15 protein-coding genes are annotated in these 24125 nt (G+C 33.7%); 1 reads left to right on the top strand and 14 read right to left on the bottom strand.

Translation table 11 applies throughout. The features are described from left to right. Nucleotides 1–182: 182 nt before the first annotated feature. From HGP29_RS13745 to HGP29_RS13710, 8 genes are all read right to left on the bottom strand, one after another. Nucleotides 183–3176, bottom strand: a complete 2994-nt coding sequence (locus tag HGP29_RS13745) for a golvesin C-terminal-like domain-containing protein (protein WP_168883000.1) — start codon at nucleotides 3174–3176, stop codon at nucleotides 183–185. Nucleotides 3177–3498: 322 nt separating this feature from the next. Next, nucleotides 3499–4080 carry a TetR/AcrR family transcriptional regulator gene (locus HGP29_RS13740; protein ID WP_168882999.1) on the bottom strand — a complete coding sequence of 194 codons (582 nt, stop codon included), beginning with the start codon at nucleotides 4078–4080 and terminating at the stop codon, nucleotides 3499–3501. A gap of 154 nt (nucleotides 4081–4234) precedes the next feature. Beyond that, nucleotides 4235–6634, bottom strand: coding sequence for a TonB-dependent receptor domain-containing protein (locus tag HGP29_RS13735; protein WP_168882998.1), 2400 nt, complete (start codon nucleotides 6632–6634; stop codon nucleotides 4235–4237). Nucleotides 6635–6640: 6 nt separating this feature from the next. Continuing rightward, nucleotides 6641–7990, bottom strand: coding sequence for an HTTM domain-containing protein (locus HGP29_RS13730; protein WP_168882997.1), 1350 nt, complete (start codon nucleotides 7988–7990; stop codon nucleotides 6641–6643). Continuing rightward, nucleotides 7980–9059: an imelysin family protein gene (locus tag HGP29_RS13725; protein WP_168882996.1), complete on the bottom strand. Its 1080-nt coding sequence runs from the start codon at nucleotides 9057–9059 to the stop codon at nucleotides 7980–7982. The genes HGP29_RS13730 and HGP29_RS13725 overlap by 11 nt, the downstream gene beginning before the upstream one ends. A 90-nt stretch (nucleotides 9060–9149) precedes the next feature. After that, nucleotides 9150–10220: a DUF4856 domain-containing protein gene (locus tag HGP29_RS13720; protein WP_168882995.1), complete on the bottom strand. Its 1071-nt coding sequence runs from the start codon at nucleotides 10218–10220 to the stop codon at nucleotides 9150–9152. 200 nt (nucleotides 10221–10420) lie between these two features. Then, complete coding sequence (eno, locus tag HGP29_RS13715) at nucleotides 10421–11719, bottom strand: phosphopyruvate hydratase (RefSeq protein ID WP_168882994.1); 1299 nt, start codon at nucleotides 11717–11719, stop codon at nucleotides 10421–10423. Nucleotides 11720–12035: 316 nt separating this feature from the next. Beyond that, nucleotides 12036–12623, bottom strand: a complete 588-nt coding sequence (locus HGP29_RS13710; RefSeq protein ID WP_168882993.1) for an HAD family hydrolase — start codon at nucleotides 12621–12623, stop codon at nucleotides 12036–12038. A gap of 242 nt (nucleotides 12624–12865) precedes the next feature. On the opposite strand from HGP29_RS13710, the gene HGP29_RS13705 reads away from it, so the two are divergent. Further along, entirely contained in the window at nucleotides 12866–15790 is a 2925-nt protein-coding gene (locus HGP29_RS13705; RefSeq protein ID WP_168882992.1) for a ligand-binding sensor domain-containing protein, read from the top strand. Nucleotides 15791–15856: 66 nt separating this feature from the next. Here the strand turns inward: HGP29_RS13705 and HGP29_RS13700 are convergent, their stop codons facing one another. The 6 genes from HGP29_RS13700 to HGP29_RS13675 all read right to left on the bottom strand — a co-directional run bounded on the left by HGP29_RS13700 (nucleotide 15857) and on the right by HGP29_RS13675 (nucleotide 23944). Beyond that, nucleotides 15857–16777, bottom strand: coding sequence for a hypothetical protein (locus tag HGP29_RS13700; RefSeq protein ID WP_168882991.1), 921 nt, complete (start codon nucleotides 16775–16777; stop codon nucleotides 15857–15859). Between the two features lie 3 nt (nucleotides 16778–16780). Continuing rightward, nucleotides 16781–17188, bottom strand: coding sequence for an ExbD/TolR family protein (locus HGP29_RS13695; RefSeq protein WP_168882990.1), 408 nt, complete (start codon nucleotides 17186–17188; stop codon nucleotides 16781–16783). Between the two features lie 3 nt (nucleotides 17189–17191). Then, nucleotides 17192–17881 (bottom strand): MotA/TolQ/ExbB proton channel family protein, encoded by a 690-nt coding sequence (locus HGP29_RS13690; protein WP_168882989.1) that lies wholly within the window; start codon nucleotides 17879–17881, stop codon nucleotides 17192–17194. A gap of 29 nt (nucleotides 17882–17910) precedes the next feature. Further along, nucleotides 17911–18915, bottom strand: a complete 1005-nt coding sequence (locus HGP29_RS13685) for an SPOR domain-containing protein (RefSeq protein WP_168882988.1) — start codon at nucleotides 18913–18915, stop codon at nucleotides 17911–17913. A gap of 175 nt (nucleotides 18916–19090) precedes the next feature. Next, nucleotides 19091–20791, bottom strand: coding sequence for a TonB-dependent receptor (locus tag HGP29_RS13680; RefSeq protein WP_168882987.1), 1701 nt, complete (start codon nucleotides 20789–20791; stop codon nucleotides 19091–19093). Nucleotides 20792–20797: 6 nt separating this feature from the next. Then, complete coding sequence (locus HGP29_RS13675) at nucleotides 20798–23944, bottom strand: tetratricopeptide repeat protein (protein WP_168882986.1); 3147 nt, start codon at nucleotides 23942–23944, stop codon at nucleotides 20798–20800. Nucleotides 23945–24125: the final 181 nt, after the last annotated feature.

Raw genomic sequence — 24125 nt, 5'->3', positions numbered from 1 at the left:
TAGTTTGTTTATCAAGTGAAAAGAACCATTGTTTCGTTCTCTTGATTTTTCATAACACGATTTATTTTTTCAATCTCTTATATAGACGTATTGTAGTAAGTTATGGTCTATTAAATTTATCAACCTTAACGTTTTTAATACAATTTAAGAAATAAATGAATGAATATTCAACAAACTTTGCATTATTTAAAATATTCAATGATTTCCCTCATCAATTCAATACGTTTTTGTTCCTTATTAATCGTCTCAAACGGAATTCCTAAAGCAACTACTGCATTTTTGTCTCCTTTGTAGGCTATACCCACAGATTTATTACTACTAACATACCTTGCAATTACTTTTGTAGATTTATCTGCTGCATCTATTGCATCCGGGGCTTCTACAGGATATAGTGAAGTAGAATAGCTTTTAGCATAGGTCAGGTCTTTAAAACTTGGAAATTCTTTCATTGTAGCATAAATATTTCCAGAACGGTCTGCATGATTGCTCCTTCCTATAAAATGAAAATAGTTCTTACCAAATATTGCATCTGGATGTTTACGGCCTTTATTTACCCCATCTTCTGAATAGAATAAATCAGTACCAATGTATGCTCCTGATAAGAATAGTTGACTCCCTTTCTTATCCAAAAATGACTTAATTCGGTCTTTAAATACATCATCAAAACATTCATATTCAATGCTATCTTTTTGAGAATTCATAGTGGATTTTTGTTCTCCAAATAAGAGATCAACAAACTGATAATCCGTTAAACGCACAGTGTTTTCTACTACAGATTGTTTACTTACTGACACAAAAGATTGCTGTAGATAGTAAAATGCTTCACCATGAATTTTAGTAAAATCATGAGAATTCCCATTGACAACTGTCGTTTCTAAGTCTGCATAACTTGCTCCATGACCTGGAGCATCGTCATCAATCCATTCAGAAGCAGGGTTAAAATCATATTGATGACCTGTGAAACTTACATCATAATTATCTGCAACACCATCATCTAAGTTTGTAAAACCACTAAAATTCTCTGACACAACTATAGATGGCCCCGACACTCTTTCGAATGCATTGACAATCAAGTAGGGTTTGTTTCCAAAATCAGCCAAGGCCAGTTCTTCTGATGGAAAACTCTGTCCACCTTCATTAAAAGCTATTACTTTAAATCGGTACATGTCCCCTTTGCTCACCTTAACCTTGTGATATGCCTCTTTTACTACTTCTCCTTTACTCCAGCCTTTGTTATTAATATTAGTATATACTTTAAAATAAGTAGGAACAGCCGTTTTTTCTAATGGATCAAGTTGGGGCTTCCACTGTAATATAGCTTCTCCATTACTTAACGATGTTGAAAATGCTACCGGTTTTAATGGTTGAACAATATATGGTTGGTTGTATTGATACGCTAAATATTTAAGCACCCCTTTATATATCGCTCTGCTTACATCAAATTTGAACTTAGGGTTCATAGCAAACCTCATGTCTTTAAAATTTTGATGAGAAAGTAGCTCTATTAAAATTGTAGGAACGTTAGGGTAAACAGCTTCGCTATATCGACGGTCCCATAACTCTCTTCTATTCCATATAGAATCATATAAAACTCTGATATCATCTACAATTTGGGTTTGTACAATATCAGCAAGATCTCTATTGGTATATCTTGATTGTTGATCTGGAAAAATTAAATTCTTCTCCATGTCAGTTGTACTGTAAATCAACAATGTTCCTTCTGTCGTATCTGATTCTGAAATACCAGAATTGGTATGCAATGCTAATGATAAATCTATTGGAATATTTAATCCTTTATTTTCTATTTCAGGGTTTAACGCATAGGTATCTCCTACCATCCAATTCACCCATTCCCCTCTAGATTGGTAATCATCTTTGTAATCATTTTTGTTTTCGTTGGGTGTATATACATTAAGAGGAGCTCCTGCATATTGTAAATTATATCTTGCACCTTCTAAAAACCTTGCTCTTCGACTTGTCGATCCTCCTCTCTGAATATTACCAACTCCTCCACCAAATCGAACAGCATCTGCGGTAATCATCTTTTCGTTATGCTTGGAATAAGAAGATAACTTCACTCCCTCTCCTTCAGATCCATCAAAATAGAAATGGCCTAAATAAACCCAAGTACCACCCCCCATCTTCTGATTGACTTTAAATATTGATTGCTGACCTTGATGATGTACAGTATACGTAGCATCGTCAACACTCATTGGTAATGAAGCATAAGAAATATATACAGCAAAATTCCCTTTCACCTGACCTAATGTTGACCAGTGAATCACATTTTCCTTTTTCTTATTGGCTCTGAACTTTCTATAAGTACCCAAGGAGAAAGGCTGCTCATTATCATTATATACCTCTTTATGAAGGAAACCATTCCCTCCTGCATAAATTGTCCCTTTCTCTGAATATCCATTTCGATCCCCATCATTATCGACCACTAGAGATTGAATTTTAATATCTCTTTCCCGAGGCATATAAACATTCGCTCCTGCATTTTCTAACATTGGCGATAAATATGGCAACACAAATGAAGTAGGAAGAAGATCTTCGACCGTCTGAAACAACCTCGCTCTCTGCCATTCCCATCTGTCTTGAGATTTTTCATAATACCAACCATGAGAATTCCATAAGGCTATATGTTTTCCGTAAAGCCCTTTGGTATACTTATCTTGATCTACTCGAATTACATGAGGAAGGTGTTTATGAGGAATCTTTGTTAAATTTCTTGATTTATCAACTGTGTGTTTATATCTGTTGATATTGGGAATCAGATCTTTAAATTCACATTTTGGAGCAATTGGCCACTTATTTTTCTTAGCTAATTTTTTCGCTTCATATTTATCTGATTTACCTACAAACAATGTGATATCATATTGTTTATAAGTATCTCCAAGATGCAATCTTATTTTTTGATAGACATCTTCGACATCCTCATTTCTTACAGGCCTGTATTCAAATTGTTTACCTAAAAATAAAATAAGTTTTTTCTTTTTACTGTTGAGATAGACAGTATCAAGTCTTGCTGTTGAATCTGGTTGGTAATGATATTCTCCATTCTTGGCTTCTAATAGATATTCATTAAACTTAGTAATAACATCATTTTTAGATTGTGCAGTGGATAATGTCGTTAAAGCAAAAAAGTACAATAGGGAAAAAAAATGCTTGTACATCCGGAATGTCAGTATTTATATATGAAATAATCAAAAAAATAAATGTACAAAAAAAGACGGATAATTTACCCGTCTGTTTTAACCTTCAGTAATATAAATTGTAAAAGGCTACTACTCCTTTTACACGACATTTTCAAGATTGTGCACTTTACTTAATAGAAATTAAGCAAAGAGTGTTTTTCTGTGTAAACAATTACGTACAGAAAAATGTTCTATAAAGTTATTCAAAGTCATAAGAAAGTCAAAAAATTATTTCGACATCCTTAAAATAGTTAAACTTTACATCGGTTTCAACTGTATTTTTCTTTGAATAATAGAATGATTATGCTAAAGCATTTATGCATAAACGGGCAACAATTTTAGCATCCTCCTCAGTAAGTTTCTCCTTACTAAATACTTCAGTTGCTCTTGCCGATGCATATTGGATAGGAATTGCTGGGAATACAGCGTTGAACATTTCAACGTTTATTTCTTTTGAAACCTCTCCCGTTTTATGACCTCTTTCCACCATCCTCTTTGAAGATTCTGGAATTTTTAATACCATTTCTTTTGACATCAAGAATGTATAATCGTTCATCAACATATTGATAAATTTTGCTCTTGATGGGTTTTCATTTGCGAGGGTAAAAATCTCGAAACAAAAATGTGTAATCACTTCTTCTAATTTCTCATGTTCTTCCATGTACTTAAAAATTAAGTTTCGGAAGTATTCAATATTAGAAGAATATAATGCTTGTACTAATGCTGCTTTACTAGGGTAATGTCTGTATAAATAGCCATCCGCTACTTGAGCTTTCTTAGCAATAGACGAAACAGAAGCCCCTCCATATCCTTTTGATACAACCATTTCGATTGTTGCTTCTTTAATACGTTGCAGTTTAGTTTCGTCGATACTCTTTGCCATGCTAAATTATTATGAGTGGATGAATTCAAGTTAAATGAATGAACAAAGTTTCATCTTTGTCAAATTACAAATTTATCATAAACATTAAGGCATACAAGAAAACGCAGATAATAATAGCTGCAAGCATACTAAACCAACAAGAATAAGCCGTTTTCTATATTTTGAACTGTAAAGTCACATAATAATTACGTCCATCAGAAGGTATAATACCCGGCCCAGGATACCCTGTCGCTCTTCTAGTAAAATACATATTATTCGTCAGGTTGTTTATCCCTGTCTCAACACCAAACCACTTATACACATATTTCATCGACAAATCCATTACATAATATGCTGGAATTGGACCATAAATACCGTCAGGCAATGGCTTTTCAGAGTTAGCGGCATCAGTGTATTGCTTTTCAACATAAGTATATTGAAGAGACAAGTTGAAGGATTTATATCCTGTATTAATACCACTCTTAATATTAAAAGGAGGAACTAATTCAACATCATTTCCATCATAAACTCGATCGTCTGAAATGTATTTTCCTTGAATAAAAGCTACATTGCCAAACACGTTAAATCTATAATCCGATAAAGGAGATAAAATCTCTAACAGTTTGAATTCTGCATAAGATTCTACACCTAGTGTATAGGCATCTGCAATATTGGTACGAATTGGGTTCGCTGGATTCGCTAAACCTATTTTATCATTGTATCTTAAATAGAAACCACTCACATCATAAGATAACCAAGGCAAACTACCTCTTACCCCCAAATCCGCTGAGTATCCACTTTCATCTTTCATATCAGGATCAATTCTGATATTCGAGTTTAACGATCTCAAATCAGAATAAGTAATTGCTCTATAGTTTTGAGATACATTAGCATAAACCTCAAGATCATTATTAGGTTTATAACTTACCCCAACACCACCAATAAGAATAGTTCTGTCGTTGATAATATTATCTTGTTCAGGTCTAGTAATTTTTTCTATTAAACCGTCATCCCCTGTTTCAAAGAATATTTTTTGATAATATCCTTTACCTGTAGTTTTAATAATCTCAAAACGTATACCAGGTGTTACTGAAAATTTATCTGTAATTTGAAAAATGTTTTCCGCAAAGAATGCATAGTTCTGTATCTGGAAATTATGATCTGATAATAAGCTATCCGGATGCGAGAAAGTAAAATCTGCATCATTACCATCACTAGCATCACCTTGTTTTTTATCATCATTACCATGATATAACCTAGTTCCTAATACAAACACATTTGATTTTCCATTAATATCATAATGCTGCATATATCTGATCTCAGAACCCACATTTCTAAACTGGTCTGATACTAATAACCTCGGTTCACTGTATGGATTCTCTTTATTCAAATTAATACCTAAGGCATCTCTTGAAGCATACAAACCAAAATTTCTCATCTCAATCTTAGCCTTAGGTGTAAATTGATACTGTAAATTCACAGACGCAATGTTCCAATTTACTTTAAACCAATTCTGATCAGTATATGATGCTCTTGGATCTTTGTAAAACTCTTCATCCGTTAATCCACCTGGTTGTTGAGCTAAATAGTCCATATGAGTAAACTCTACTCCTATTTTGAATTTATCATTTACCTCATATTCAACACCTGTAAAAACAGTATTAACATTAAACCCAGAATTAGGTCTCCATCCATCTCCTCTTTTGTATTGGTACATTGCATAATAATTGACATCACCTTTCTGTCCACCAATACTATTAAATGAGTTAAATAACCCAAAAGAACCAACCGTTTGTCTTGTCTGAAATTCAAATGGCTTTTCTGGATTTCCCTTTTTCATTTTGAAGTTCAAGAGTCCTCCAAACTGAGTACCATATTGTAAAGATGCTGCTCCTCTTACGATCTGTACTTCTTGAACAGCTTCTAAAGGTGGTGTATAATAACTTTCAGGATACCCTAATGCATCTGCTGCTATATCATAACCATTTTGTCTAGTATTAAAGTTTGAAGTACGGTTAGGGCTTAATCCTCTACCTCCAATACCCAACTGTATACCAGCTCCGTCACTTTCCCAAATATTTAAACCTGGTACTCGATTGTATACTTGTCTTGAATTGTTTGTTGCTAAGTTGGCCGTTAAGTTATCTATATTAATTACCTCACTTTTCTTTCCTTCATAGATTGAAGTTCCCTCAACAGCTTCTAACCTTGTGATTTCAGCCTCAGAGTTTTGATCAATTACAGCCACTTCATCCAAAACTTTCTCTAATGGTCTTAATGTAAAATTGATCTGAATATTTTTCTTATCCACCTTAATCACCTTTTCAACTGGTGAAAACCCGTATTTAAAGGCTCCAATGGTATAGGTTTCACCAAGTTTTAAACCTTTAATCTGATAATAACCTTTCTTATTAGTGACTACTTTACTGTAAGTACCTTTAACAAAAACATCAACACCCGCCTCTGACTTTTGAGTAGTGGAAAGTGTTACGACACCACTCAAAGTAACTTGAGAATAAGCGATGTTAGAAAGAAAAATGAATAGCGAGATTATGAATAGATATCTTTTTGTCATAGTTAATTATCCTTTGAAAGGAAGTATCCAACTTTTATGTTGGAATGAATCTTCTAATGTCATTAAATCAACTGAAGGGTTAATGTATTGTTTACTTGACCTACCATTCAAAGTAACAAATGCATTAACAAATACTTTTGGTGTATTAACCCCTTTACTTTTAAATTCCTTGCCCAGAAAATGAGCGTATTGAAGTATTAAATCAGGTTGTGTTGCCATCATTTTTTCTTGCAATGGCGTTAAGTAATTACTATTAATTACTTCTATTTTTCTTTTTGTTTTTGCATCTTCTACATAAAAAGTAGCCATTCCTGACTTTTCAATTAACATCACTCTCCATGAAAACCTAAAGCCTTGCTCTGTCCAAAATAAATTATCTGGATATAATAAATATCTAAATGGAAAAAGTAATTGAAATACTAGAAACGAAGCAAATCCAATTTTTATTATTTTTTGAGGAATAGAATCAATTTGCCCTCTTTCTACTTTAAAATCTAAATTTTCAGAACTAAAAAACCTTGATAAAAAGATAATGATCTTTTCATGAAATTCATCTGAAAAGAAAATCAGAGTACTTAATATCATGATATATGGAAACATCCCTATTGGAAATAGAATTGACGTAGCTATATGAAAGACTATAACTGCTATATATGCAACCCATCTTGTTTTTTTAAAAGACAAGAAAATGGGAATTGTGAGATCATAAATACAACCAAACCAAGAGAACACATAGGCTACCCATTTATATTTCAGCAAAGGACCTATAATAAAAAGGTCGGTTCTAGAAGCTAACCATAACCTTAAAGGCTGTGCTTTGATCAACCAATCGTAGTTGATTTTGGCAATTCCTGCATAAAAATAAACAATACCTAATTGTAATCGAACTATATCTATTGTCCATTTTGAAACAGTTGATCTATAGGTCTCTGGATTTCTATATACATCAATTGAAAACCTACGATGTGCAGGTAAAAAAATCATTATAAAAGCCATTAAACTCACAAAGTAATAATGGTTTAAATAATTAGTGATATCAATTAATTCTACATAGGTAAATGACAGAAAATATAGGGAAGATGAAAAACGATAAAAAGCACCTATAGCCACTCCTACAGCAGATAGAATCATTATTCCAAAAACAATATACATGCCCAAGGAATCTAACGGTTCTACCCACGAAAATCCATAATAATGAAAAAAGAACGAAGGCTGGATAAACTGAGAGTCTATCCATCCATTCGCCCAAAATCTTATCGCACTTCCTGCCATCATAAAACCGAAAAGTATTCGGAATACAACTAAGGGAGCAATTGAAGTTTGTTTATTAATATATCTGTTAAGATTAATCTCCATCACTATCTTGGTAAGTGATTTTTACAGATAAAGCTGAAGACATCTCTGACTTAATCATGACTACTAATTTTTGCATCTCATCATATAAAGATTCTACAGTTGCATCTTTAGCTTCAATATGATCTGAAAAAGGATCAGAACATTCATCTAGTTTATCTTTAATCAACTCAAATTGAGCATTAATTTTTGAAGCTAAATCTTCTTCTATTGAACCTGCTTTATAATACGCATCCAAATAATCTGCTAACCCTAAACCATCTTTACCATTAAAAATCTCTTGAAGAGATGCTACATTAATTTTTAATAGGTTAAGGGTTTCTTGATTATAGTAAGATTCAACAGACATTGGAGATGAATTACCAGAAATCGAATTTTTCCCCAAAGCATAACCCACTCTTTGGTTTTTACAACGCTCATATGCTTTATTATATTCATTTACAATATAAGATAACGAGCTACTTGGATCATTACCTTCATTACTGGCAAATTCAGCAGCATATCCATTATCCCATGCATCATAAGTTGCTACTGCATTATCATTTAACTGCTTTACTACTGTTAAAAGGTAAGTTCCTCTATTTTCATCTTCAGTGAATTCTAATAAGATGGCTTCATCTGTATCTGAATTCAATAAGTAATCAACTGCTGGAAGGCCCTTAATATTATAAGAAGAAATAGATTCGATATTAAAATCTCCTGCTTCTATTTTAGCATCTATATCATCTCTTTGTGTTGGAAATGAGTTTGTATTTGTCTGTAAGTTAATATCAACCGCATATCCATATTGATATGCATTAACTTTTGCCCAATTTTCATAAACTTCTATTAAATTCTCTTTTAAGCCTGATAACTTATCAGCATCTGGAGCAGAAGTGAACGATTCAGTCGCTGTGTAAAGAGATGCTGTACTTGTTGAATAATTTTTAAAAGCTGGTACAATAAGGTTATCAGCATAATTGCTTAACATATCTGTCTGTGAAAAATCAACACTTACATCGTTAGTATCTTCATCACAAGACGTAAATAGAATGAAAGCAAATAAAGTCAGGAATAGGTTAATTTTTTTCATTAGAAAGTTCGTTTCAGTGTATACAGTTAAACTCAGCTAATCTAAATGACTAACTGAGTTTAATCTAATGTTTAATATAATAAGTTTCTATTATAAGTTACTCATTACGTCGTCATCAAATCCATAAGCTTCTTTAATAACAGCTTTTGCAGCTTCCATTGCTGTATCAATTTCTTCTTTTGAAGAAGTTACAGTTGATACATTTAAAGCAATTAGAAGGTTTGTTAAACCTTCATCACTAATTTTCTTTGATGAGTTATATTGTAAACCTACAGCGAAAGCTAAAGCTTCTGAATGGTGGTGGTAGATATCACCTACTTCTGTATCTGAAAGAACAGAGTTACAGTAGTGAACTACGTTGATAGCCACTAATTCTTCCCATTTCTCTAAGATGATGTCTCTTTGAGCATTTCTTTCGTCATAGTCTTTTGCTGAAATTGCTACTCTACCAGCAATAAATGCATTAAAGATATCAGCACTTACGTCATAAACGCTTGCTCTTTTCTTAGCATAACTAGCCCAATAGTAGTTTGTTGCATCATCGTTAGTAGTGTAATCTGTTGCAGCACCAAAGTAACCGAAACCTTCATCCCAGAAGTGTTCCATGTCAGTACCTTCACCTTCAACTACAGTTTCGTTATCAGCACCATCTAATTTCTCATCAGTTAAATAATTTGAAACTGATTGGTAGTATAAAGTAGCGCCCATTAACCCTTTACCTACGATTTGAGCTGGCTCATGACCGTTTGGCATATATAATCTACCATCGATTACGTTATCTTCAGAACCAGAATAAGCTTCAGCACCTGCGAAGTAATCAGGAAGTAATGTATAAACGTTAGCAAGTAGATTATCATCGTTTGCTGTTTTGCTTTCTAAATCCTTAGATGATCCAAATAAATCACCTGATTCATTTGTATAGATAGCATTCATAGTAGCAGCAGAAAGCTTTGTCACACCGTCGTTACCCGATTTGATATACCCTTCTAAAGAGTCAAGCATCATGATTCTAGCAGTCTGACCTGAGTAGTCTACATTTTCAAAGTCGTAGTTCACAGGAGTAGAAGGTGCTGCATCATTTGAATCTTCACAAGAGAAAAACGCGATAGCGATTGAAGACATTACTAAAGTCTTCTTAAAATGATTAGAGAAAAAGTTCATTACTTGAAAAAAATTTAATATTTTCTGATGATGCAATATTATCGCTTATTAAGATTAATTACAAATAATTAAGAAACTTATTTGTAATCAATCTTAATAAATTTTAAAAGTGTAAAAAAAAGAGGTCACCTCAATTGAGGTGACCTCCGCCTTAACTGTTCATAATGATACAGTTAGCAATATTTATACTTACTTCTTAATTAGAAGTTGAAATCTTGCTTGAATGCAGCTAATCCTAAGTATTTAGCAGTAGAACCTAATTTTTCTTCGATACGAAGTAATTGGTTGTACTTAGCCATACGGTCAGAACGTGAAGCTGAACCCGTTTTGATTTGACCACAGTTTAATGCTACTGCTAAGTCAGCAATAGTATTGTCTTCTGTTTCACCTGAACGGTGAGACATTACTGAAGTATAACCAGCTCTGTGTGCCATCTCAACAGCAGCGATAGTCTCAGTTAATGAACCGATTTGGTTAACTTTGATCAAGATAGAGTTAGCGATACCTTCGTTGATACCTCTTTCTAATTTCTCAACGTTAGTTACGAATAAATCGTCACCTACTAATTGTACGTTTTCACCTACAAGGTCAGTTAAGATTTTGAATCCTTCCCAATCGTTTTCGTCCATACCATCCTCGATTGAAGTGATAGGGTACTTTCTTGTTAACTCAGCTAAGTATTCAGCTTGCTCTTGAGAAGATTTAACGCCACCTTTCATGTCGTTGAATTTCTCATAGTTGTACTTACCGTCTACGAAGAATTCAGAAGCAGCACAGTCTAAAGCGATTGTGATGTCTTTACCCCAAACGTAACCAGCGTTTTCAACTGCTAATTTCACTGAATCTAAAGCATCCTCAGTTGATTCGAAAGCTGGAGCGAAACCACCTTCGTCACCTACTGCAGTAGAAAGACCACGGTCGTGAATTACTTTCTTTAATGCGTGGAATACTTCACAACCAATACGGATAGCTGTAGTGAAATCTGGAGCTGATACTGGTTGGATCATGAACTCTTGGAATGCGATAGGAGCATCTGAGTGAGAACCACCGTTGATGATGTTCATCATTGGTACAGGCATTGTGTTTGCAGAAACACCACCTACATATCTATATAAAGGAAGACCTAATTCAGCTGCTGCTGCTTGAGCTACTGCTAATGACACACCTAAAATAGCGTTAGCACCTAACTTAGCTTTATTTGGAGTACCATCTAAAGCGATCATCGCTTGGTCAATAGCATTTTGTTCGAATACAGAAGCACCGATTAATTCTTCAGCAATAATTTCATTAACGTTTTCAACCGCTTTCAAAACACCTTTACCAAGGTACTCTGAACCACCGTCACGTAATTCTACAGCTTCGTACTCACCTGTTGAAGCTCCTGATGGAACTGCAGCACGACCTACTGTACCTGTTTCAGTTGTTACATCTACCTCAACTGTTGGGTTACCTCTTGAGTCAAGGATTTGTCTTGCGTGAACGTCTACGATTAAACTCATGTCTTCGTATTTTTTTAATTGTTGATTTTTAATAACGTCCCAATATTAGAAATTAGAAACGGTTTAAAACATGACTATTGTCAGTCTATAACAAAGACCTTAATTTAATTTCATTTAATAGTGAAATAATCCTTTGTAATTGACCTATTTACATCTTCAATATTGTCATTTTCACACATCATAAATTTAACTTTATTAACACTTATTTAAAGTTAAAAAGAATATAAGTGTACTTTCAACACAGTAATAATCAAGTATTTATAAACGAAAAAAGCTTTAACCTCTTCTTAAGATTAAAGCTTTTCTCTGTATTTTTCTAGATATATTTTCTTACATCAATCACCTTCATACCTGCTGCTCTTGCAGCTTCTATTCCAGGGTCTCCATCTTCGAAAACCAAACAGTATCTTGGCTCTACTCTCATCATGATTGCACATTGTAAAAATGTCTCTGGATCAGGCTTACCGTTTTCAACTTGATCAGCTCCTACCTTTACATCAAACATATGATAGGCTCCTATTCCAGTTAGGGTATGTTCAATCACTTCATCGTTATTACCTGTACCAATTGCCATTGGCATCTTACCATAATATTCTTTAGCAATATTAAAGATAGGTTCAACTGGCTTTACATTATCACCAATTCTTTTTAGATATTCCTCATCTTTTAATTTCACTAAAGCAGGAATATCCATTTCGATATTATTTTCTTTACTAATTTTCTTTAAAATTCCTTCTGATGTCACTCCCGCCAAATCGTAGAACTCTTTTTCTGAAAAGTCGTAACCCACAGTATCTAATGTAGCTCTCCATGCTTTATAATGTATAGGCATAGTATCTGCTACAGTACCGTCCATATCAAAAATTAATGCTTGAATATTCTGAGGAATTTGAATTTTGCTCATCGTAATATTATTTGATTTATTGTGATTACAAATGTACTATTTCTATTGTCTAAGTGGTAAGTATTTAAAAATACTTAGTATAAAATTAATGGTTTCAAATTAGGATATACCAAAATATCAACACTAATAATTCAAAAACTTCAAAGTAATTGGAAAACAATTTGAATTTAAATTAGGAATAGTGATATTTAAACGTATTATCGACATTTAACTTACTATAGCATCTACTACACTTACACTCAATGAAAAAACTACTACATCTTTTTTATTGCCTTATTTATAATAAGGTGTACATTTTATTTATTCTTTTTTCGCTACAATGCTACGGTCAAAACACCTCTTTACAACCGGTAAAATTAAACGAATACAATGCAAAAAACGGACTCTCTCAAAATAATGTAAATGTCATTATGTTTGACCAAAAGGGCTTCCTTTGGATTGGAACAGATGATGGTTTAAACCGTTTTGATGGTCATTCTTTTCAACATTTCAATAGTTATACACAGAATCAACTACAGTTTAATTCAATACGCAGTTTAGCATTATCCCCTATTGATGAAAAAATATGGATTGGAACTAATGGCAGTTTGGAAGTTTTTGATCCTGTCAGTAAAGTATTCCATCGCGAGGTTATCACAAAAGAAGAAAATATTGAAGATGTAAGAAAGGTTATCTGGGATAAAGAGAACAATCAGTTTATCGCTATCAACAACCAAGGTGTTTTCTACAAGCATTCCACATCGAAAACCTATCAACCACTTCCTATCGATATCGTCAACATTAATAATATTAGTCTTTTTGATGGTCAACTATATATAGGAAATAAAAAAGGGCTAAGAAAAGTCAGCTATAATAAAGACGTCTTTAATGTTTCAATAATAAAACAGATTAAAAACGCCACATGCTTTCTCCCTAGAGATAATAGTATCATCATAGGCACTAAGGATGGGTATTTATATGAAGTATCTCGTAATGATGAGATCAAAGTTTTATATAAAAGTAAGCACTCTATCAAGACTATCACTTATGATACACATGATAACATTTGGTTGGGTACTGAAGGGAATGGAGTGATCCTCATTACATCAGATCATAAAACAGTAAAACTACTTCATCAAAAGGTATCGAAACATACCATCAACTATTTATACAAAGGTGATAATGATGAAATATGGTTAGGTACTTTTGGCAACGGCTTTTTACATTACAATGATAAAGACCCATTTTTCGTTATGTCAAATGCAAGTACCTACGGAATTGGTTTATCTAATAATAGTGTCACTTCTATTGCAGCTAAAAACAACAATGAGCTCTGGGTGGGTACAGATGGTGGAGGTCTAGACTTGATCAATATAAAAACTGGTGAGGTAAATAATAAAATCAAGGATAAGAATATTATATCATTGGAAAGTGATGGCAATAGTTTATGGGTCGGCACATATAAAGAAGGTTTATTTCTTCAAAAGAAAGGGTCGTTAAGACATATCAATCTTAAGGATCAAAATAATGAATCCATAGACAACGATAATATTTGGGATATCCATGTTGATGAAGACCAAACAGTCTGGCTTGCTACTTCAAATGGTATTATTCATTATGATCCTAAAAAGAGAAATGCCTATAGATATATTGAAAATAAAAAAGACCATCACTCCCTTTCCAACAACGATTGTAGAAAAATATACAAAGATGTAAAAGGTGACTTATGGATAGGCACCTTTAATGGATTAAACCGATACGATAAGTCAACAGATTCATTTAGACGTTTCCATTTAAATAAAAATCAAGAAACAGGCATCAACTTAAATAATAGCATACTCAGTTTATCAGAAGATGAAAACCTAACACTTTGGGTAGGAACATTTGGTAATGGTTTGTGGAAATTTGATAGAAAGAAAGATGCATTTATACCTTCAAAAATAAATCACCTCCTACCAAATAAAGTGATCTACTCTATTGAGATTGACAAATCAAACCATTTATGGCTTTCTACTAATAAGGGACTGACGATGTATGACATTAAAAATGGTCATCTAAAATCACTTTCTATTGAAGACGGATTACAAGGAATGCAATTTAATGTTGGTGCTTCAAGTGCTGTCTTGGATTCATTATTGGCTTTTGGTGGCACTGATGGCTTAACTATCTTTTCTCCCAAAAAAGCACAACTGATCAATAACAATTCAATTAGCCCTACTATTACATCACTTATCTTAACAGAACCACATCAGGAGTCATCCAATATTGATATTTCTCAAGAAAAAGAGATAACGTTGGATGCTCATCAGAGAAACTTCGCGATACAATATGTTGGCTTAGATTACAACTATCAGCACAACTTAGAGTACCAAACGAGAATTATTGGTTTTGATGAAAATTGGACAACAACTAAAGAGCATCAGACCATGATGTATTCTAATTTTCCTCCTGGTAAATATGTATTTCAAGTAAGATGTAGATATAGAAATGGGAAATGGGGTGAAACATCTGAAATCACACTTTTACTAAAGGCATATTATTGGGAAACTTTTGGCTTTAAGCTTTTAGTCCTTACTTTTTTATGTTTGGGAGTCTATGCCATCTATGTGGCATATATCAAAAACTTAAAAAAGCAGAGAGTAATTTTAGATCAATTGGTAAAGGATCGCTCACAGGCGTTATTGGCTAAAGAAATGGATATTCTTGAAGTCAAACAACAAAAGGCTGACCTTATTAAAGACACTCTTGAAGTTAGGGAAAAAGAACTAACAACACATGCTTTGCGTATCGTTCATTTAAATACCTTAATTGAACAGCTAGATGAGAAATTATCAGAATTACAAAAGAATCCTCAAGATTTCTCCCCTTCAAAAATTAATAGCATCAGAAGAGAGATTAAAAGAGCCGAAAATGTAGAAAAGGACTGGGAATACCTCAATGGGCTATTTGCTGAAGTACATCGTCCATTTATAGATATGCTACATAAAAAACACCCTTCGTTAACAGAGGGGAATATTAGACTATGCTCTCTAATTAAATTAAATATGTCGAGTAAGGACATCGCTGCTATTATGGGTATTTCTCAAAATAGTGTAAAAGTAGCCCGAAAAAGGTTAAGAAAGCGGCTTGAACTATCTTCAGAGGAAAACTTGGAAGTTTATCTTTTAAATCTGGGGAGAGAAAATTAGTCTCTTAAACATAAAAAAGCCTATGACAAATAAGATGTCATAGGCTTTTCTGTTTATGATAAATATTTACCTACGCTTCAATACAAAGGTAATTTGACCAGTGGTTATACTTGCTACCTCACTATCAACTCTTGTAGGTGAAAATGAGAGATTTTTCACAGCTGCTTCGTATTTCATTACTACTTCTCGAGGCACCGATCTGTATATAGTCCTCAACGCAATCACCTCTCCGAAATCATCTACTTGAATTTCAAATTTAATGATACCTGTTGCAGTAGATTTATCATCAACAATTGGAGGGTCTACCCAATTCCAACCCGGCATATTAAGTGAAGAACCTCCACTACCTCCAGCTGAATGCATTAAGGTATTTGAATTGATAGTTCCTTGACTATCTCCTTGATCACCTACAGCTCCATCAACATTACCATTGTTACTCGTTTTTGCATCTGATGAAGCACCTGAACTCTTGGGAGGTCCCATGGTAGCAGCCGGTTCTTGAGGCTTCACTTCTGGCTTAATCACTTCTGGCTCCTCCTTTTTGGTTTCAACTTTAGGCTCTGGAGCTGTTTGTACTGATTCTTCCACTGGAGCATCTGTTACAGCTTCAGGTTCTGAAGCTGCTTCTTCTGCTACTGCTTCTGTAGGCTCAGGAATTTCTTCTTGTACCACTTCTTCAACGCTTTCTACAACTTCTTCTACTACCTCCTCTGTTACATCCTCGACTGGAGCAGGTGCTGGTTCATCTAAAGATTCACTTTCTTCAACCACAGGAGTTTCTTGTTGTTCTTGTCCCGATCCTGCATTATCAATACCAAAGTTCACTTCAATACCATACTGAGGCACTGGAGGATCTGGCGGTGACCAAACAACAGTAAACCAAGCAAAAACAAACAGTAAAACAACCACCAAGATTGTCACTATGATGGAAAGAATACTATTCTTACGTGATTCTTTTTTTTCTTCTTTAGATTTCTTTAATCCCATAATCTATTTCCCAACAGATGAGGTAGGTTTAGTAGCTATTGACACTTTGGCCTTTAAGTTAGTGGCAATACCTGCTACATTAACAAGGTGTTGCACCGGAACATCTTTATCTACTGTAAGAACAACTACTCCTTCTTCTTTAACCGGAAGTACTGCTTTCAATTCGTCCTCTAGAAAACTTAAAGGTACTTCTACTTCATTTACATAGTAATGCAAATCTTTCGTTATACTCACATAAACCTTAGGCATCACTTTTTTGGATGCTTTACTACTTGGAACTGCAATTGGAAGTCCAGATGGAGTAACAAAGTTGGAAGTCAACATAAAAAACACCAACAACAGGAATATCATATCCGTCATTGACGACATATTAAATGTTGGATCAATTTTATTTTCTTGTTTGAATCCCATTCTCTAGTTTGATTGTAGTAATTCAATAAACTCGATAGAAACTACCTCCATCTTATGTACGACATCTGCCATTGCTCTTACAAGATAATTGTATGCGATATAGGCAAAAATACCCACTGCCAATCCACCAGCAGTTGTAATCATTGCTTCGTAAATACCAGACGATAACAACTTGGGGCTTACTGAACCCTCTTCTTGAGATATGGCAATAAAAGCGTTAATCATACCGATTACTGTTCCAAAAAAACCAATCATCGGAGCAGCACCTGAAATCATACCTACTAGAGCTACATTTTTTTCCAGTTTATATAATTCCAACTTCCCCACATTTTCTACACTTTTTTCGATCATGTCTAAATTAGAGGTAGCACCAATATAACCTAATCCAGTTTTAAGCATTTTACCCATTGGAGTAACGTCTCTATCGCAATGTTTTTTAGCAGTATTGATATCTCCCTTTTTTACAGCACCCTTAACTTTTTCTAATAAGGTTGTTGGATCCTTTTTGGCTTTCCTAATCACTAAAAGTTTATTCACAAGGAGATAAAAAGCAATTACAAAAAGGAAACCCAAGACTGCCATGGTGATTCCTCCTTTTTCAATCAATTCAAATAAAGAGACCGACTCTTCCAATGAACCTTGCATACCTGTTTCAGGCATTGTTGTATTTTGTAATACAGCCAATAAATTCATGATTATTTGCTAGTAATGTTTTTATTAAATTATATTCTTATAATCCAAGCTCCTTTGAATGATTCTTGAGCTTTTGGAAGTTCTTCTTTTGCGTCTTGGTGTGATACGAATCCTTTTATTGCAACTCTAAATTTACCTTTAGATTCAATAACACCCACATAATCAAATCCTTTAGACTCTGCTTTTTGTACAGCTTTTTGAGCATTTTTTCTATCCCCAAAAGAAGCAATCACAATGTGATAATGTCCGTTTCTAGTTGCAGGTTCTGACTCTTCGACAACCACCTCTTCCTTTTCAACGGTTGTTTCTTCTACAGGTGTACTTTCTTCTTGTTCTGAAACTATATCCGCAGCATCATCAACGTCTTCAGCAGCAACGCTTTCGTCTATTTCTGAATCTTCAACCTGTTGTTCTATCACCTCTTCTTCTGCGATTTCACTTTGTGTAGTGTTAGAAGGTTTCATCACAAAATATCCTACGACTGTAAGTAAAATGATGATTGGAATTGACACCAATAACCATACTGGTCTTTTCGATGATTCTAACTCCTCTTCACCAGAGAAAGCTTCCTCTTCCTGATAAATAGGTACATCTTCTTCTATATCATCATTTAACAATGGTGTAGCAGTGATTTTTGGGAGACCAAAACTTTCAGGAATGATGTTATTTTCACTCTTCTGCCTAAAGGTTAATGTACCATCATCATCTTGTACAAAATAACCCATGTTTCCAACTGTAGCAGTTTCTCCATCTTCAAGACGCTGTTGAATATTAGCAACAAACATACTTACTTGAATGGCTACTTCATCAGGATCCAAGTCTTCACTTTTCGCTATAAACTGAATTAAAGAATAAACCTCTAAGTCTTTCTCTTCAATATTTTCTGAAAAAGAAATATTTACATGCGGAGGTTTTATAATATTCCCTGACGGGGATACCTCGGCACCACTTTCTTCTGACCAAAATGTCCCTAAATCGGGAATAACTACGACACACCAATCGAGTAGTGCATCTTTTATCGCATCAGCAATCATGCAAATAATTTTAATAGAGTAATTGCAAAAAATGAGCTTTTCTAAACTAAATCAATAGTCGAAAAAGTTACAGTATTCTCTAAATTAAAGAATATGATAAGAATTTGAAAGCCTTTATATACTATTCTATAGAAATAAGGCCACAATCTGTATTACAGAGAAGATTTACTTTAAACTAGAATCGATAACTAACACCCGCTAATAACTGAAATCCTTTTACATTATATCGGTAATAGTTCTCGTACTTTTGTGAGAATAAATTATTTACTAAAGCAAAAGCTCCAAAGTTATCATTGATCTTATATTGAGCAGTTAAATTCATATCAAAAATTACAGGAAGGCTCACATCTGACCTAACTCCTGTTGTTGGATCTATTTCTAAAGCTGTAATCCCAATCTTATTATAAATAACCGCTCCAAATGTCCAATTTGATAAATATTTATAGCTTACTGTTACTGAATTCTCAGAAACAGGTCTATGATAAGCTTTTTGAACAGTAGAATCACTAACGCTGTATGCATTTACTTTTGCTTCTGCTTTTACAGTCCATTCTCTTTTAGTCCAAGTACCAGCAATATCCATTTTAAAGACTCCTGTATTACCATCAGTAGCATATAACATTAAAAATTTTGACACATCATTAGGGTCATTCACTAAGAATCCCATATTCTGAGAGATGGAATAACCTAATGTACCTCTAATACCAATTGATTCTAATAAAATAGCATCAACACCTGCTTCAATATCAACGATGTTGTTCTCATGAAGTAAATTTACATCGTTGCTCAACCAAGGGTTCAATTCAGAAAGAGTTTTATATTGTACCATTTTTAACCCTCCTTTCACCTGCAAGAAAGCTGCTAATTCATCTTCCGTAATAGTGTATTCCACCATTACGTCTGGGTAAAAATAGAAACCTTTATCATTCGAATTTGAATCGGCACTGTATGCCATTTGAACACCAGCTTTAACATACCATTCGTCAATTCTTGTTTGATAATTTCCTCCAAACTTAGCCCAACTTCTATTTTCACTAACCTCAACTGCAGTTGTTGTTGTATTTTTATATTGATTATATGCGCCTTCTACAAATCCAGAAATTTTTGATTCTTCATCTAAATGATAGTCTCCTGAGATATCAATACCTACTTGAAATTCAGATGCATCGAAATGATCAAATGTATAATCAAATAACAGCCCTCCTTTTAATGAGTAAGAATTACCTGTTAAATAGGCAGGCATTTCATGACTTGCGTTAAAGCTTATATTTTGTATTATTTGTTTGATACTATCTTGAGTCACTAGGGTTTCATCACCTTCAAAGCCATAAAAATGTGTCCCAATCCTATTATAATTCAACCCTACTTTAGACTGACCATAATCTGAGTAATAAGTACCAAAAGCATCAAAAGAGTTATGTGATTCAGCAGAAAGCTTTTTATAAACGGATCCTTCTTGAGATGATTTATGATATAGCTTCAATCCATAATCAAAATCAGGGTTTCTATTATTGTTTATACCTGCCTCAAGATAAGGTGTTAGATAATTTCCGAGCCCTGCTCTAACATATTTATCATAGAACTTTTTCTCTTCTCTATTATCTAATACTGCTGGTAATTGCTTTGGCAAAGAGTCTTCAACATCTAAAGTGATTAACTCTAATTCATACTCTTGAGGTATTCTTTGATTTTTTCTTTTAATCTTTTCGATCTTCCCGTATTCACGACTCATTATAGGAAGTTCGAAACTTGATTCTTTCTCGATTACAACTTCTGCATTCTCTAAATTAGAACTCTGAGAAGATTGGTTACTTTGTCCCTGAGTCATTGACATCCCCAAAAACATTAAACTGATAGTATATAGTAATTTTTTCATCTTGATCTAGTTTGAAGGGGCTACAACAGCACTTTTTTGAAGTTTAATTTCTTGTAATTCCATCAATCTCTGAATCGCCAATTGCTTATCTCCAGGAACCGTTGTATAATCTCTCACCGACTCTAATGTCGCTTTAGCATTGAACAAATCATCAATAGAAATATAATTCTCTGCAATAAGAAGGTAAGCTTTACTAGTCCAGTCTGCATAACTTGCAAAGTTCTTTTGTACAAGTAATAGAGCTTGTGTACTTTCTTCAAATTCCTTCTTAAGGTTTTCTTTTTCGGTCACTGTAGAGTTTTCATTAATGCCTTGTTGATTCTGCAAAGCAATTTGCCTTAATACATCTCCCTCTAAATATTGAGCTTCTGCTCCAATTGAACTACTAGCTTTTGCCGCAATACCATTAAAAGATGTAAGTGCAGAACTGAAATTTTTATTTTCTAAATCTACTTTCGCCAAATATAAATAGGCTTTAAGCTCGTACCTCTTAATTTTTTGATCAATAATTTTATTGGCATACGCTTTTGATGCTTCGTAGTCTTTTTCGGCAAAGTGCGCTTCCATCAACCCATTATACACAGCCCATAACATGGCTTTCCTTGTCGCAATCTTTTCTAGGTTATTATAAGTATTAATTGCCTCGTTGTATTTCTTCTCTTGAATTTCTAAGTCACCCACATACAACAACGCCTTTTCCTTTGAAGGCATATGCTGTACATTATGAAATGCTTCTATTGACTGGGCAAATTGCCCTTGAAATTTATAAGAAACACCTAAGGCAAAATAGATATCATCAGAATATTTCGATGAAGGAATATTAGTGATGAAGTTTGTTAAAGAATAAATCGCATTCGAGTAATCTTTTTCTAAATACGGTTTCATTGCTTTATTGTAATCATCTACTAAAGTGGCATTACTTTCTGGGTTTGCCTCTTTAAACTTTTGTTTATACTGTTCCAATCCTGTCACTGCATAAGCACCATTGTTTAAATCTTGAAGTGCCCTAATAGCATTATCAGCATATTCTGATGTTGGATCATCATCGATTAGGTATTTATAATCTTCTTCTGCAGCACTAAGGTTCCCTAATGTCGCATAACATAATGCTCTATTTTTTACGCTTGGTAGGAAAACAGCAGATTGTTTGTATTTATCAATCACTAAAGAATATTCTTTCACTGCTTCTTCAAACTTATACTCTTCTTGTAAAAGTCCAGCAGCATGATATAGTGAAAGAGGAGCAAATGGAGAATTTACATCTGCCGAAGCAACAGACTTATATGATCTATAGGCATCCGTCTTCATACCTTTTGCTCTTAGAATTTGTGCTTTTTGGTAGTTGATATAAACTTTTTCTTTCGCTCCATAGCTAATCGCCATATCATAAGAACGATTGGCCACTTCATACTTTGTCAAACCAAAATAACAATCTGCTCTTCTTACGATAGCCTCAATAACTTTTGGCCTTGGCTCCGTAGTTCTTCCGTTATTAATATAGTTTGTAAGATTATTGATTGCTGCCTCATACTCTTCGTCAGCATATTGAACATAACCAATACCATATAAAGTTGATAAGTACATTTCTGAGTTTTCAGGAACTCTCTTATAATATAGAGCTGCAGTATCGTAAACCCCTAATGCTGAATAAGCCTCTCCTAACCAAAAGTTTGAAGCACTTAATAAATCTTGATTTATTGGATAACGTTGAGACTTCCTCAACATTACGACTGCCTCGCTTTCATTGTTATCGTTAGCAAGTTCTACTGCCTTATTATAGGCTGCTTCTTGATATGCTTTTTGTTCCGCTTCTGTTAAAGAAGACTTCCTTTCTAGGATCTTAATAGCTTTTGAATAGTCACCTGAATTTACATAAGAAACATTCATCAGGTTATTAATTTCATCAACCATTTCAGAGTTAGGGAAATATGCTAAGAAATAATCACAAGCTCTTGGTACTTGAGCATACAATTCTAAATCAAATAAGATTTTACAGAAATTATATGAAGAAAGCTCTTTGATTTTCATATCAAAATCCATTAAATGAGCTTGTTCAAATCCAATCATTGCTTTGTCTTTATCACCTGTTGATAAAGCTACAACTCCCAAATCATAGGCTGCAACCTGTGCCAGTTCATCTTTTTCTGTATAATCGGCTGCATTAGAAAGAAATGGGAGGGCATCTCTTTTGTCTCCAATGTTGTACTTGGTATTACCTATTTGATATGAAGTAATTCGATCTACAGCCAACAAAGGAACCTCTTTTAGGTATTCACTAAAGTAAATATCTGCCTGTGGGTAGTTCTTTTTACCATAATGTACTTTTCCTGCAAAAAGTAATGCATCTGCTGGTAGATGAATATTGTTAGCTTTTGCCTCGGCAACCATCTGTAACATCTTATCTACCTTACCTAATTTATAATATACTAATGGTAAAAGATTATAAGCTGCATCTCTAGTGTCAGGGTCATTCGCTGCTTTTTCTAAATCAACTTCTGCTGTTTCGTAATCTCCTTCCTCGTACTCAATAAACCCAGAATAATAGCTCGATTTTGTAGCATAAGGATGAGTACCTTTTTTTAGTACTTGAAATAACTTATTGGCTTCTTTATAATTTCCTTGATCAAAGTTGGAATAGGCGGCCTGGTAGGCAATTTTTATATCTTGATCATCATAAAAATCAAAGTAGGGATCTTTATTGAATGCATCTAATGCTTTTTGATAATCACCTTTCTCAAAATAGTGACTTCCCAAAACCTTGTATGCTTTAATTGCATACGGATGAACGGGATACTTTTGAGTAAAATCTGTAATTAACAGTTCTGCTTGAGGATGGTCTAATTCCATATGGCAAACTGCCACATAATATTCTGCTTCGATACATTTTTCATTATCCCCACAATTGGTATTCATAAATTGTTGGAATGAACGTCGAGCAGCTGAAAAATTATTCTCATTAAATAAAACAATTCCTTTATTAAACTGTTTCTCTGTATCTGAGAAGTATAATGTTTCTTGAGCGAAGGAATATGAAAAAAGTCCGTTAAGTAACAGTATTATATATATAAAATTGAAACGAATATTCATGTCTAAAAAATCAAAAATAAAGGGGAGAGGTAGCCTCAATACTCTAAAATCGAAAAAGTATTTCAAAATTGATATTTTTAGATAGGAAAAAACAAAGATTATGAAATAAAAAATCTACTTGACTAAAAAAACATCATTCTTCTGTTTAAAAGTAAGCTAACAGACAATATAAAAAGTATAAGTACTTACATTTCTTTATTGTCAATCTTTAGATTAATTAATTATAAATTTATCTCTAATAGCCTAT

Source organism: Flammeovirga agarivorans, assembly GCF_012641475.1.
In the GTDB taxonomy this organism is placed as follows: domain Bacteria; phylum Bacteroidota; class Bacteroidia; order Cytophagales; family Flammeovirgaceae; genus Flammeovirga; species Flammeovirga agarivorans.
The sequence above is the reverse complement of the archived record's forward strand: the minus strand, read 5'-3'. Positions and strand labels throughout refer to the sequence as shown.